The organism is Bradyrhizobium erythrophlei (assembly GCF_900129505.1).
GTDB lineage: Bacteria > Pseudomonadota > Alphaproteobacteria > Rhizobiales > Xanthobacteraceae > Bradyrhizobium > Bradyrhizobium erythrophlei_D.
The window spans coordinates 3,662,343-3,675,508 of record NZ_LT670818.1; the positions used below are offsets into that span (position 1 = coordinate 3,662,343).

A 13,166-nucleotide genomic window follows, 5' to 3' on the forward strand; every position below is an offset into this window, starting at 1 on the left:
GAGATTATGATCATAATATAGAATTACAATCGTAATGCAATGGGGCGGCGCCGGGGAACTCCCGGCCGCCGCGCCCTCCTGAGGAACGGCCGATGCGGTACGAAAAGGGACACAAGGATCTGACCCGCCGGCGCATCATCGAGGTGGCGTCGAAGCAGTTTCGCGAGCAGGGCGTTGCCGCCGTCGGGCTGGCCGGCATCATGTCGGATGCGGGCCTGACCAACGGCGCATTTTATGCGCATTTCGATTCCAAGGAGGATCTGGTTCGCGAGGTGCTTTCCCATGCCGGCTTCCGCAACAAATTGTCGCGGGCGGCGGAAAAAGGCACCGGCCTTTCAGGGGCGATCCGCGATTACCTCTCGCCAAACCATCGCGACAATCCCGGGCAGGGCTGTCCGACGTCGGCGCTGGTCGCCGAAATCGCCCGCCACCCGAAGGCGACCCGCGATGCCTTCACCGGCAAGGTCGGCGATGTCATCGCACTGATCGCGGCCGGGCTGGAGCAGGGCAACGACGCCGAACGTCGGCGAAAGGCGGTCGCGATCTACGCCGTGATGGTGGGCGCGCTGCAGCTGGCCCGAGCCGTCAACGACAAGTGGCTGTCCCAGGAGATTTTGCAGAGCGGCGCCGACGAGGCTATCGCGCTTGCCAGTCAGATCGGGAAAAAGGAATAGCGCCCGCGGACGTACCAGCCCGCGTCAGGGCAGGCCCCGCGACTCGATCTCGCGGACCAGTTCGAGCGTCGGTTGACCAAGGCCTCCGCCGGACGGATCGGGCCCGAACACGGATGCGACATTCGCCCGATCCCTCAGCACTGTCGTGTGCGGACAGTGGGTCGCGGAGTTGCACAGCATCTCCTTGAGCTTTTCGCCCTCGATGACCAGCCGTGGGGGATCGAGCGCCGACCAGGCCAATAGCAGCGGCGTCTCGATGTTCAATATGCCGGGAAATGCCGAGCGCGCATTGTATTGGCTGGCGTCGCTGCCGAAATAGGATTTTTCCGCAGCACTGCCATCGGTGCTCGGGCGGTAGATACCGGACACCAGGACGGCGCCGGCGACATTGGAATCGCTGTCCTGGAATTCCGGATGGGCCAACAGGCTCGCGACATGAAAGGCGCCGACGGAATAGCCGATGGCGACGATCTCGTCGCGGCTGCCCCCGAACAGGTCGATGTTCTGGTGGATCCACGAGGCCGCCGCCGCGACGTCCCTGGCGCCCGATGGCCACGGGTGCGCCGGCGCCAGCCGGTAGTTCACCTTCACGCCGACCATGCCGTTGCGCGCGGCAAAGCACATCGCGGCATCCTGCAGCGGGTCGGTGGCGGCGGGTGCGGCGGCATTGTCGCCGGAAAAACTTTCGCCGGCGACCAGCAACAGCACCGGACGCGGCGATGCCGGTGCCGTGTCGGAGCCGCCGGTCGCCACGTCGAGCACATTCTGCTCGCTCTCGCCGTATCTCAGGCTTCGCGTGAAAGACACCTGCTCGCACGCTTTTGTAAGCTCCGGCGCGGGGTCGGCAGACGACGGGTTGGAGTCTTCGCTGGCAAGCCCGACCTTGACCAAATAGCCGGCGAACTCCGGCGCGAGCCCGGCGCCGCTAACCGGTGCGCCCGGGATCGCCATGAGCAGAAGACAAAGGACGAGGTATCGATATCTTGTCATAAAGGACCACCCACACACTGGCCGGAACCCTCATGCCTATCAAAGCCCAGCGACCAACCAAGCATCGACCCGCGATTTGGCGATTTAACGGCATGTTGGCCCTCGCGATCTTGCGAAAATGCACGGCCGGGAGGTGGTATCGTTGGTCGCCCGGTGGCTTCATCCTTCGAGACGGCGCGGAACCTGTCATCGGGCGCGCATTCGCGCGACCCGTTGGCGCTTCCTCGGGCTAAGGCCTTAAACCACGATTGTTCGGACGAAATGTCCGATCCTTATGGTGAGGAGCGCGGCAGCGCCGCGCGTCTCGAACCTGCGCGCCGCCATCATTCGGCGTCCCTCAATGCACCGCCGCGTACATGATCTTCTCTTCGGTCGCGTCCAGTGCCGAAAACTCCTCTACCACCTTGCCCTGCCGCGATACCAAAATCCGGTCCGACAGCGCCATGATCTCGGGCAGATAGGACGAGATCATCACCACCGCCTTGCCCTCGTCGGCCAGCCGCTGGATCAGTTCGTGGATCTCGACGATCGCGCCGACATCGACGCCGCGCGTCGGCTCATCGAAGATGATCAGGTCCGGCTCCTGCACCAGCGACTTGGCGATCACGACCTTCTGCTGGTTGCCGCCCGACAGCTCCACGACCTTGATGTCGTTGCCGGTGGCGCGGACCTTCAGGCGCTCGACCCAGCTCTTGCCGGCCTTGTCGGCCTCGCGGCTGGACAGGAAGAAGCGGCCGCCCGGCATCTTGGCGAGCAGCCCGAGATAGATGTTGCGGGCGACCGACATGGTCTCGAAGAAACCCTCGACCTTGCGGTCTTCGGTGACATAGGCGATGCCCGCGCGCACCGCCGGCGCCGGCACCCGGTAGCGCACCGGCTTGCCGTGCAGGATCACTTCGCCACCGTGGAAGAAATCGCGCTTCAGTACGCCGGCGACGACCTTGAAGGTCTCGGTGCGGCCGGCACCGACCAGCCCGAATACGCCTGTGATCTGGCCCGCGAATACCGACAGCGAGTTGTTCTTGACCATCGGCGCCATCTTGAGGTTCTGCACGGTCAACACCCGCGCGCCGGCCGGCCGCACGCTGTTCTTGCGCGCACCATAGAGGGTGTTGGACAGATCGCGTCCGACCATGGCCTGCACGATCCGGGCGCGGTCGAATTTGGCGGCGTCGTCGGTCACGACATGCCTGCCGTCGCGCAGGATGGTGATGCGGTCGGCCAGGATCAGCGCCTCCTCGAGCGCGTGCGAGATGAACACGATCGACACGCCGCGACGCTTGAGGTCACGCACGAGGTCGAAGAAGTATTTCTTCTCTTCCGGCGTCAGCGTCGCGGTCGGCTCGTCGAAGATGATGACCTTGGCCTCGTGCAGCACCGCGCGGGCGATCTCGACCATCTGCTTCTTGGCGGCGCCGAGCAGGCCGACGGTCGCGGTCGGCGTCACGTCGAAATTGAGCGATTGCAGGAATTGCTGGGCGGCGATGTAGATGCCGCGCAAACGGTTGTAGAACTTCTCCTGGCCCAGGAACAAATTCTGCGCGACCGTCATGGTCGGCACCAGGCTGTTCTCCTGGAACACCATGGCGATGCCGAGATGGCGCGCCTCCAGCGGCGTGCGCGGCGTCGCCTCGACGCCGTCGACCTCCATCTTTCCGGAGGTGAGCGCGACGACGCCGGCCATCACTTTCGTCAGTGTCGATTTGCCGGCGCCGTTTTCGCCGACCAGCGCATGGATCTCGCCGCGCCGCAGTTCGAAATCGACGTTCTCGATCGCGGGAACGCCGGCATAGAGCTTCGTCGCCTTGCGAAGCGCGAGAATGATGTCGTCGCTCATGCGCGCAGCTCCTGCTCGATGCCGGCAAGCGGCATCCGCAACAGTCGGCCCGGTCCCTTGGCGATGGCGAACAGCGCGCCGTCCAGTTCCACCGCCGCCGCCACGCCATGGTTGACGCCGTCGACCCTGGAATGCACCGCGTAGAGCGGCACGCCATCGGCATCGAGCCGGATGACGAGGCCGTAGGAGCGCGGCGGCGCCCACGGCTTGACCACGCCCATGGTCTTGATGTGTGCGCCCTGCATCGGCTCGAGAAAGGACTGGCCGGATTTCAGTTTCGGCGCGATCCAGTATTCCGGATCGATCTCCGTCATCATGCGGCGACGGTAGGCATTTTCGCGCAGCACGAATTCGACCAATTGGGTGCGTGCCGCGAATGCGGTCAGCCAGAACCCGCCGGAAGCGGCCGGCGACAGCCGCGACGGATAGACCGGCAGATGCTCCAGCACGGTGCGCTGGATTCCGTCGGCGCCGAGCGCGATCACCCGGTGCCGCCAGCTTTCGCTGACGAAGAGGTCGCTGCCGCCGGCGCAGACGCCGAACGCATAACGCAGCCCGGAGGCCAGCGTGCGGATGCTGCGGCTTTCGAGATCGAGCACAAGCACGCGTCCGCTGCGGCCGCGTTCCATCAGATCGTGCACCCATTGGCTGTAAGGACGCGCCGTCGAGCCATCGGTCGCGACCAGCGTTTTGCCCGGCCCCGGCGCCAGCGCGTTGACTGCATGCATCGACGGATCGTTGAATGTCACGGCGGCGGACGGCGCGGACGGCGACGCGAACACCTGCACCTCGCGCCCGTCGAGCGCGACCGCGATGCCGCCATCCGGCAGGCAGCACAGCGCGGTGATGGGGCGATCGAAACGCCGGACCTCGGTGCGGGCGGCGCCGTCGAGGCGCAGGATCGCCGTGCCGTCGGCGATATAGAGCGCCTTGCCGTCGGTGGCGAGGTCTTCGGGCGCGTCGAACTGCCCGACGATCTCGGCCTTTTCCAGCATCTGGTTCGGCTTCAGCGCGCCGTCGAAGGACGGCACGGTGATGGTCGCGTCGCCCCGCCCCAGCAGGCGGTCGGTGAAATTTTTCAGGGCCGCGATCACTTGCTCTTCCCCCAGCGCCGGTCGTACTGGACGAAACCGGGGTCGGCGCCTTCGAGCTTGTAGCGGCCGATCCGGTTGTTGGCGATGCCGCCGAGATAGAGATAGCCGCGGTGCTCGCGCATCGAGGTGATCATCGGATGGTTGACGCCGCGCAGGTCCCAGTAGGATTCGAGCACTTCGCCGCGTTCGTTGAACTTGATCACGCATCCGGTGTTGATGTTCGGGAACAGCCATTCGTCGATCGGAACCCGCTTGCCCATGCGCAGGCGGAAGCCCGGCATCTTCCAGGCGAGATCGAGCGCGGGGCTGCGCATGCCGACCATGGCCAGCCAGTAATTGCCGTCGGAGGCGAGATTGATGTTGTCGGGATAGCCCGGCAGATTGTCGATGACGGTCTCGACCGTTCCGCTCTTCGGGCCGTCGAACCAGTAGCGCTTGATGCAGCAGCCGAAGGTTTCCGCGAACAGGATCGACTGGCCGTCGCTGGCAATGCAGATGCCGTTGGGGAATTTCAGGCCGCGCAGCACGGTGCGCGTGGTGTTGGTGTTCGGGTCGTAGCAGATGATGCGGCCGTTGCCGCGCGCTTCCAGCCCGTCGACCGGCCATTCGTCCATCTCATAGCGGACGGTGGCCTCGGAAAAGAAGATCCGGCCGTCGTCGGCGATATCGAGATCGTCCGCCAGCCGCAGCCGGCTGTCGTCGTTGACCGAATAGAGGCTGCGGTTGGTCTCGTCGGTGACCTTCTCGACCTTGCGGTCGGGCGTGATGCGATAGAGCCCCATGCCGCCGATGCAGACATAGAGATTGTCCTTGCGATCGAAGGCCATGCCGAGCGGCTGGCCGCCAATATGCGCCCACACCTCCATCTCCTGATAGTCGGGGGCCTTGAAGCGCATGATGTCGCCATGGCGCGAACCTGCGAACAGATTGTCGTGGCGGTCGAGGATGACGTCTTCCGGCGCCTCGATGCGGCCGAGCCCGATCAGCGTGACGCCGCGCAGCTTGTCGTTCTGCGCGAACGGCCCGCTGCCGGGCGCGGTGGAGGCCGCCGGCGCCAGCGCGTGATAGGTCGGGCTGACATAGACCTTCGAAATGATGCGGTTGCGGTTCTTCAGCCAGCGGATGTCGATGGTGGCCGCAACCAGCAGCACGCCGGCCAGCACCATGCGGTTGACGCCGCCCGAGACCGACAGCGTGGTCAGGCCGTTGATCACGAACAGCACGATCAGCGTGCCGACCAGGGCCTTGGCGACCGAGCCCTTGCCGCCGCCGAGGCTGATGCCGCCGAGCACGGTTGCGGTCAGGACCGTGACCTCGAGGCCGACGCCGACGTCGCCGCCGACGGTGCCGAGACGCGCCGCGAAAAACAGCGCGCCGATCGAGGTCATGACGCCGCTCGCGGTGTAGCACAGCGCGATCGTGCGGCGCACCGGAATGCCGGAATTGTAGGCCGAGCGGCGCGAGCCGCCGATCGCGGTGACATGCCATCCCGGCCGCAGACGCGTCAGGAAGACATGGCCGAATATCGCGACCACGATATAGACCAGCACGACGCTGGGGACGCCCGCGACCACCCCGCCGCCGAGAAAATCCCAGGACGGAAAGTCGGGAAAGGCGGCGGCGATCTTGTTCGAATAGTCGAACAGCAGGAGGTCATAGGCGGAGCGATAGATAATGAGCGTGATCAGCGTGGTGATGAAGGCACGCAGCCGCAAATAACCGATCAACAGGCCGTTGACCGCGCCGAGCGCCGCACCGCACACCAGGGTTGCAACGATCACCGCCGGCACCGGCCAGCCCAAAACGTTGAGGCAGAACAGCGCGCAGAAATCGCACAGCGCGAACATCGATCCGACCGACAGGTCGATGCCGCCGACGATGACGACCAGCGCCATCCCGAGCACGATGAAGCCGATCTCGCCGGCCTGCCGTCCGGTATCGGCGAGGCCGCCGACCGACAGGAAGCCGGGGATCGCCCGGCTAAGCAAGACAGTGATGATCAAGAGCACGATCACCGGGATCGCGGTTTCGGTCCAGCGCTTGGAGAGAATTTCGCCGAGCAGATGATCCGGCCAGTAGCGGTATCGCAAACGAAGCAGCGCATCTTGCATTGGCATTCCGGATCGAAGGAGGAAATTTTGTCAGTCTGGCCGGCGGATATTTGGAAAACTTGTGACGAGCGGCCATGCGCAACGCATGGCCGCCCGGCAGGGTGTGCGGTGGTCTACTTCTTCAGGTCGCTGAGATTCCAGCAGGCGGTATCGCTGCCGGCGTTCTCCTTGGTGATCGGGATCAGGGTCGTGTACATCGATCCCTTCACCGATCCCGGCTTGACGCCGGAGGAGACCAGCCACTTGATCATGCCGGCCATCTGCTCGGCCTGGGTCGGCACGTCGTAGCTGAGGTCGAGGTCGAAGGCGCCCGATTTGACGAGTTCGCAGGCGCCCCGGCGCTCGCCGCCGCCGGAGGTCGAGACCCAGACCTTTCCGGTGAGGCCGGCTTCCTTCACCGCCGCGGCGGTGCCGATATCCATGCCGTCCCAGAAGCCGACGATGCCGCAGAGATCGGGATTCTGCTTCAGCACGGTCTGGGTGATCGCCTTGGCCTTCGCCGCATCCCAATCGGCGGCCTGGCTGGAGACCACCTTGATATCGGGATTTTTCGCCAGCACGTTTTCAACGCCTTTGAGCGTGTAGGCGCTCGCCGCCGCCGACAGCGCGCCCTGGACCACTGCGATCTTGTTGGACTTGCCCTTGCAGAAATTGACCACGGCCTCGGTGTCACGTTCGCCGATCTCGATCCAGTTGGCGCCGACAAAGGCCGAGCTGCGATAGTTCGAGCCCATGTTGATCTGGATGATGTAGATGCCCTCGTTCTCGGCGCGCTGCAGCAGCTTGGCGTAGGTCTGCACGTCGGGATTGTGGATGATGATCGCCGCCGGCTTTTCGGAGATCAGCGTCGTCACCGCCTGCGCGCCGGCATTGGTGCTCCAGTTCGGGTCGCGCACGATCACCTTCATGCCATAGGGCTCGAGCTCCTTCTTGACGCCGGCGAACCAGCCCTCGGTGAGATCGAAGTTCATCGCCACCGGCACGTAGGCCACGGTCTTGCCGGCCAGCGCCTCCTTGAACGCGCCCTGGAACGGCTCGTCGAGGCCCTTCTGCGCCAGCGCGGGCGAAGCCACGGCCGCGGTCAGGCCAAGCCCGAACAGCATGGTCTTGAGTGTTGTCTTGCCGGATTTTATCTTGCCAGAAAGTGTCATGTCGTCCTCCCTCTGATTGATTGATCGATCTTTTGTTCGAGCATGATCGCTTTGCCGGATCCTGCCCTATATATCGCCTTGTTGCGCCGTCTCCTCGTTGCGCGGGTTCAGGAAGGAATCCGCGATCACGGCGGCAAGCAGCACCACGCCCTTGACGAGGTTCTGGCCGGAATAGGAGACGTCCATGATGGTCATGCCGTTGAGCATGGTACCGATCAGGAGTGTGCCGATGATGACATTGAGCACGCCGCCGCGCCCGCCCGACAATCCGATGCCGCCGAGCACGACCACTAGGATCACATCGTAGATCAGCGTCGAATTGAAGATGCGCGTCGGCATGCTGTTGACCGAGGCGGCCATGATCAGGCCGGCGCCGAAGCCGATCAGCGCCGCCAGCACATATTGCAGCACGATGATGGGCCGGGTCGGGATCCCCGTGACCCGCGCGCCGTTGGGATTGTCGCCGATGGCGTAGATATAGGCGCCGAGCCGCGTCCGCCGCAGGAAGAAGGCGACGGCGATACAAAACAGCGCGAACATCACGATCGGCATCGGGATGCCCAACAGATTGCCCTGTCCGAGCTTTTCGAATCCGTCGAGCCCCGGGCTCCACTGCACCACGTCGAGCTTGAACAAGGCCGCCTGGCCGAGCCCGGCGAGAAACAATCCCGACGCCAGCGTGGTGAACAGCGAGGGCACCTCGGCATAGGCGATCAGCCAGCCGTTCACGAGCCCGAACAACGCGGTCAGGACGAAGGCCGCGGCCAATGCGGTCGGCAGCGAGTGGCCGTCCTGCACCATCTGCAGCACGAGCCCCGGCGGCACCGCCAGCGCCGCGATCAATGAAATGTCGATGCCGCGCCCGATTACGACGATCGCCATCGCGAGGCCGAGAATGCCGAGCACCGCCACGTTCTGCAGCAAGGTCAGCATATTCGCGGTTGATAAAAAGCCGGGGAGGGCGATCGCGAACACGGCAAACAGCGCCGCAAAAACCGCAAATACGATGCCTTGCTGGCCGATACTCCTGATTCCCATCCCGACGTCTCTTCTTGGTTTGTTGCCGCAGATGTTGGCGCGCTTTGGGAACCAATGCAAGCGATCACAGGTTATCCCGGCGGGCCGTTGCATTGCTGTCGATGCGCAAGCGATCGCTGCAAATATTCCGTGCAGAGAAACACGCAAATCTGCAGACGCCTGTGTCAAATGGCCCGCGCCGCGAGCCGGGTTGTACGAATTTGATCCCAGGTTGCGCCGGAAACGCGCTTCGCTTTTTTGACCGGTCCGGCCGCCGCACTCTTGCGTTGACGCGCTGTCGGCTGCACATTCGCCGTTGCGGCCGCAAAGAGCCGCCAAAAGATATCAAGAACGCTGCCTCAGGAAACGCGCATGGCCGCCACGCGGATCGACTGCGATATCCATCCCGCCGTGGGCGGAACGCGCACGACGCTATTGCCCTATCTCGACGATCACTGGAAGGAACAGGTGGTGAGCCGGGCCATCGACGGGCTCGATCTGACCAGCTATCCGCCCGACATGCCGCTATCCGGCCGTGCCGACTGGCGGCCGGCCAAGGGCAAGCCCGGCAGCGATCTTGAGATGGTCCGGCGCGGGGCGTTTGACCAGCTCGGCGCGAGCCACGCGATCTGCAACGTGCTGTACGGGGCGCAGGCGGTCTACGATCCCTATATGGCCGCCGCCTTCTGCAAAGCGATCAACGACTGGATCGCGGCCGAATGGCTTTCGCGGGACAAGCGCCTGCGGGCCTCGATCGTGGTGCCCCTGCAGGCGCCGGATCTGGCGATCGAGGAAATCGAGCGCCGCGCCGGCGACGACAGGTTCGTCTCGGTGCTGGTGCTGGCGCAGGGCGAGACGCTGCTGGGGCGCCGCCATTTCTGGCCGGTGTGGCAGGCCGCCGAGAAACACCAACTGCCGATCGCGATCCACGCCGGCAGCGAATATCGCGCCGCGCCGAGTTCGGTCGGCTGGCCGTCCTATCGCTACGAATATTATCTGGCCGAGGCGCAGGCGTTTCAGGCCCAGGTGCTCAGCCTGATCTACGAGGGCGTGTTCGTGAAGTTTCCCGGCCTCAAGGTGGTGCTGATGGAATCCGGCGTGAGCTGGCTGCCGGCCTTCATGTGGCGCGCCAACAAGACCTGGCGCGGCGTCCGCGTCGAGGTGCCGTGGGTCGACCGCGAGCCGGCCGCCATCATGCGCGACCACATCCGCCTGACCACGCAGCCCTTCGACAGTCCGCCGGACGCCAAGGGCGTCGCCGACATCATCGATATGATCGGCTCCGACAAGATGTTCCTCTTTTCGTCGGATTACCCGCACTGGCAATTCGACGGCGACGACGCGATCCCGCCGCATCTGCCCGCCAGTCTCGTGGCGCGCATGTGTGAAGACAATCCGCTCGAAACCTTTCCGCGGCTGAAGCTCGCCGCTTGATCTCCAAGGAGGTTCGCATGAGTGATGTCATCGACCGCCCCGTGTTCGAACAGGAGGCGAAAAGCCGGCTGCGCATCATCGACTGCGACGTGCATCCGAGCCTGCATTCGCGCGCCGACCTCAATCCGTTCCTGTCGAAGCGCTGGCAGGAACACTTGAAGACCTACGGCGATCATTTGCGCACGCCCTATATCGGCACCACGCCCTATCCGCGCTCCTCGCCGCTGATCGCGCGGCGCGATGCCTGGCCGCCGACCGGCGGGCCGCCCGGATCCGATCTCGCCTTCATGCGCAAGCAGCACCTCGATCCGCTCGACATCGAGTTCGGCCTGCTGCAGGTGCTCGACCTCTTCATCTTCTCGCAACAGAATCTCGATTTCGGCGCCGCGATCCAGCGCGCCGTCAATGAGTGGCAGCTCGCCAACTGGTGCAGCCGCGAGCCGCGGCTGAAGGCCTCCATTCTGGTCGGCCAGGACGACACCGAAGCGGCGATCGCCGAGATCGAGCGCTGCGCCAAGATCGGCCAATATGTCCAGATCAATGTCTCGCCGCGCGCCAACGAGCCGCTCGGCCGCCACCGCTACTGGCCGATCTATGCGCGCTGCGAGGAGCTCGGCCTGCCGCTCGGCATTCACGTCGGCGGTTATGGCGGCCACGCGCCGACAGCGAGCGGCTGGCCGTCTTATTACGCCGAGGAGCACCAGTCGAATGCGCATTCGATGGCGGCGACGCTGACGAGCTTTGTCATCGAAGGCGTGCCCGAGCGGTTTCCGAAACTCAAGATCGTGTTCATCGAGGGCGGCTTCGGCTGGATCTCCTCGACGATGTGGCGGATGGACCAGCATTTTGAAAAATTCCGCAGCGAGGTGCCGCATCTCAAGCGCCGCCCGTCGGAATATGTCCGCGAGCATTTCTGGTTCACGACGCAACCGATCGACGAGCCGGACGAAGCGCGGCATCTGCGCTCGCTGATCGAATGGGTCGGCGTCGACCGCCTGCTGTTCTCCTCGGATTATCCGCATTGGGATTTCGACGATCCGCGTTTTGCCTTCAAGACGCCGTTGACGGAGGCCGAACGGCAAAAGATCTTCAACGGCAACGCCCGCGCGCTGTACAAGCTTTGATCGCATGACCCGTCACATCGTTGCCCGCACCACGGAGATCCCGCCCGGCGGCAACAAGGTGGTCGGCGTGGACGGTCGCGACATCGTGGTGTTCCACGTCAACGGCGAATATTTCGCGCTGCTCAACCGCTGCCCGCACGCCGGCGCGCCGCTCGACAAGGCCGCCTGCGTGGCGCGGCTGACCTCGCCGGAGCCCGGGGTTTATCAGCGCTCGCGTGTCGGCGAACTGCTGCGCTGCGCCTGGCACGGCTGGGAATTCGACATGCGCACTGGCCAGTCCTGGTTCGATCCGAAACGCGTCAAGGTGCGGACCTATCCGGTCGTGATCGAGGACGGCGAGACGCTCGCCAAGGGGCCCTATGTGGCGGAGACGTTTCCGGTGCATATCGAAGACAGTTACGTCGTGATCGAGATCAACAGCCAATAAGGGACGTCATTGCGAGCGCAGCGAAGCAATCCAACTTCCTTTGCTGCCCAATGGATTGCTTCGCTGCGCTCGCAATGACGAAAATCTTAGCGCGCAGTTTTCCTTCGGCGACCTGTCACAGCCGCAGGTCCCGCGAGCACGTCGCCCGGGCGGTTTGAAGGCGGGGATAAGGTAACGATTTTCCGCCCCCCGTCGCAAAACCATGATCCCGGTGCTATAAGGCTGCCTGATTTTCCACGGCGGTGAGAAGAGAATGTCGAAGCAGTCGATGCGCGAGGAGGCCGAGCGCCTGATTCGCGAAACCATGGAACGCAAGACCATCGTCGTGAAGCAGGGCAATACCCGCATCGAGACGCTCTGCGGCAAATGCGGCGCGCCCAACCGGATCTCGGCGGAAAAAGGCGCCACGCGGGTGAAATTCGCCTGCAAGCAGTGCGGGCACCAGCAAGAGACGCTGTGACCGGCGACGCTGTGATGGCGACCGTGTGATAGCGACACCGTGATACCGAGGGTGTGAAGCCGGCCCCCGGCCGCTACTTCAGCACCTCGCAGACGGTCTGGTGATCGCGCCCGAGCATGCCGGCGTTGCGTGCTGACACCGCACTCCACCAGGCCTCCAGCGCCGTGCGGTCGCAGCGCAGCCTGACGCTCATGCCGTCGGCAAATCTGATCCAGGCCGCGAAGCGATGGCTCGGCACCGCGATCACGACCGGAATATCCGCGCTCAGCGCGCGCTCGACCAGATAGGACAGGCCCTTGCCCTCGCATTCCTGCCGTCCGAACCGGTTGACGATCACGAGGTCGGCGCCCTCATCGATCGCGTTGGCGATCTGGGCGCCGGCGTCGAGCAGCTTGCCGACATCCAGCCTGCAGCCGGTCGCGCCGGCCCCGAGGTTTTGAAATAGCTGCCGTTCCTCGCCGGTATGGACCAGCATCGCGGATAGTTTTGGCGCATCGACACAATGATGGCCTGTCTGCACAAGCCCGACCGCGCGATAGCCGCGAATGTTCAGGTCCGAGGCAAAATCATGCAGCACTCGATCAGGATCCTGATCCCGTTCGTAGACCAGTGCGGCAAGGTCGCATTGGGAATCGAACACGTCGGCATCTCCGCAAATTATGTGACCGGGGAGTGACCGCGGCGGCTTGGCTCTCCCTGCCGCGCGGGCCATTCGGAAACTTCGGTGTGTTTCGGCATATACCACTAAATCGCCCGCCAGACTACGGCCTGCCGGGCGGGTCCGATCAACAAACCGGGGCTAGACGCCGCCGACTGTAACGATATATTCGCAAGAATATAACGAAAA

At 64.2% G+C, this 13,166-nt stretch carries 12 protein-coding genes; 5 read left to right on the forward strand and 7 right to left on the reverse strand.

Annotated features, from left to right (window positions below; genetic code table 11):
• The first annotated feature begins 92 nt into the window (after positions 1 to 92).
• On the forward strand, positions 93 to 674 hold the full coding sequence (locus tag B5525_RS16880) for a TetR/AcrR family transcriptional regulator (RefSeq protein WP_079567020.1): 582 nt from the start codon (positions 93 to 95) through the stop codon (positions 672 to 674).
• 24 nt (positions 675 to 698) lie between these two features.
• Here B5525_RS16880 and B5525_RS16885 read toward each other — a convergent pair whose 3' ends face one another.
• The 6 genes from B5525_RS16885 to B5525_RS16910 form a co-directional block, all read right to left on the reverse strand.
• Complete coding sequence (locus B5525_RS16885; protein ID WP_244567926.1) at positions 699 to 1,664, reverse strand: alpha/beta hydrolase; 966 nt, start codon at positions 1,662 to 1,664, stop codon at positions 699 to 701.
• 337 nt (positions 1,665 to 2,001) lie between these two features.
• Positions 2,002 to 3,501, reverse strand: coding sequence for a sugar ABC transporter ATP-binding protein (locus B5525_RS16890; RefSeq protein WP_079567022.1), 1,500 nt, complete (start codon positions 3,499 to 3,501; stop codon positions 2,002 to 2,004).
• On the reverse strand, positions 3,498 to 4,595 hold the full coding sequence (locus tag B5525_RS16895) for a hypothetical protein (protein ID WP_079567023.1): 1,098 nt from the start codon (positions 4,593 to 4,595) through the stop codon (positions 3,498 to 3,500). The genes B5525_RS16890 and B5525_RS16895 overlap by 4 nt, the downstream gene beginning before the upstream one ends.
• A complete protein-coding gene (locus tag B5525_RS16900; protein ID WP_079567024.1) occupies positions 4,592 to 6,712 on the reverse strand; it encodes an ABC transporter permease in 2,121 nt (706 codons plus the stop codon). Before B5525_RS16900 ends, B5525_RS16895 begins: the two co-directional genes overlap by 4 nt.
• A gap of 107 nt (positions 6,713 to 6,819) precedes the next feature.
• Positions 6,820 to 7,809, reverse strand: coding sequence for a substrate-binding domain-containing protein (locus B5525_RS16905; RefSeq protein ID WP_154073846.1), 990 nt, complete (start codon positions 7,807 to 7,809; stop codon positions 6,820 to 6,822).
• A 114-nt stretch (positions 7,810 to 7,923) separates the two neighbouring features.
• Positions 7,924 to 8,895, reverse strand: a complete 972-nt coding sequence (locus B5525_RS16910) for an ABC transporter permease (protein WP_079567026.1) — start codon at positions 8,893 to 8,895, stop codon at positions 7,924 to 7,926.
• A 351-nt stretch (positions 8,896 to 9,246) separates the two neighbouring features.
• Between B5525_RS16910 and B5525_RS16915 the strand changes: the two genes are divergently transcribed.
• From B5525_RS16915 to B5525_RS16930, 4 genes are all read left to right on the forward strand, one after another.
• Positions 9,247 to 10,308, forward strand: coding sequence for an amidohydrolase family protein (locus B5525_RS16915; RefSeq protein WP_079567027.1), 1,062 nt, complete (start codon positions 9,247 to 9,249; stop codon positions 10,306 to 10,308).
• A gap of 17 nt (positions 10,309 to 10,325) precedes the next feature.
• Positions 10,326 to 11,432, forward strand: coding sequence for an amidohydrolase family protein (locus B5525_RS16920; RefSeq protein ID WP_079573456.1), 1,107 nt, complete (start codon positions 10,326 to 10,328; stop codon positions 11,430 to 11,432).
• 4 nt (positions 11,433 to 11,436) lie between these two features.
• On the forward strand, positions 11,437 to 11,859 hold the full coding sequence (locus tag B5525_RS16925) for a Rieske (2Fe-2S) protein (protein WP_079567028.1): 423 nt from the start codon (positions 11,437 to 11,439) through the stop codon (positions 11,857 to 11,859).
• Between the two features lie 253 nt (positions 11,860 to 12,112).
• Complete coding sequence (locus tag B5525_RS16930; RefSeq protein ID WP_079567029.1) at positions 12,113 to 12,319, forward strand: hypothetical protein; 207 nt, start codon at positions 12,113 to 12,115, stop codon at positions 12,317 to 12,319.
• Positions 12,320 to 12,392: 73 nt separating this feature from the next.
• On the opposite strand, the gene B5525_RS16935 is transcribed toward B5525_RS16930, so the two are convergent.
• Positions 12,393 to 12,959 carry a DUF2478 domain-containing protein gene (locus tag B5525_RS16935; RefSeq protein ID WP_172899903.1) on the reverse strand — a complete coding sequence of 189 codons (567 nt, stop codon included), beginning with the start codon at positions 12,957 to 12,959 and terminating at the stop codon, positions 12,393 to 12,395.
• Positions 12,960 to 13,166 lie beyond the last annotated feature (207 nt).

Coding starts and splice junctions, on each gene's coding strand:
- B5525_RS16885 (WP_244567926.1), bottom strand. CDS start 1,664: ATGACAAGATATCGATACCTCGTCCTTTGTCTTCTGCTCATGGCGATC.
- B5525_RS16910 (WP_079567026.1), bottom strand. CDS start 8,895: ATGGGAATCAGGAGTATCGGCCAGCAAGGCATCGTATTTGCGGTTTTT.
- B5525_RS16915 (WP_079567027.1), top strand. CDS start 9,247: ATGGCCGCCACGCGGATCGACTGCGATATCCATCCCGCCGTGGGCGGA.
- B5525_RS16920 (WP_079573456.1), top strand. CDS start 10,326: ATGAGTGATGTCATCGACCGCCCCGTGTTCGAACAGGAGGCGAAAAGC.
- B5525_RS16900 (WP_079567024.1), bottom strand. CDS start 6,712: ATGCCAATGCAAGATGCGCTGCTTCGTTTGCGATACCGCTACTGGCCG.
- B5525_RS16930 (WP_079567029.1), top strand. CDS start 12,113: ATGTCGAAGCAGTCGATGCGCGAGGAGGCCGAGCGCCTGATTCGCGAA.
- B5525_RS16890 (WP_079567022.1), bottom strand. CDS start 3,501: ATGAGCGACGACATCATTCTCGCGCTTCGCAAGGCGACGAAGCTCTAT.
- B5525_RS16925 (WP_079567028.1), top strand. CDS start 11,437: ATGACCCGTCACATCGTTGCCCGCACCACGGAGATCCCGCCCGGCGGC.
- B5525_RS16880 (WP_079567020.1), top strand. CDS start 93: ATGCGGTACGAAAAGGGACACAAGGATCTGACCCGCCGGCGCATCATC.
- B5525_RS16905 (WP_154073846.1), bottom strand. CDS start 7,809: ATGCTGTTCGGGCTTGGCCTGACCGCGGCCGTGGCTTCGCCCGCGCTG.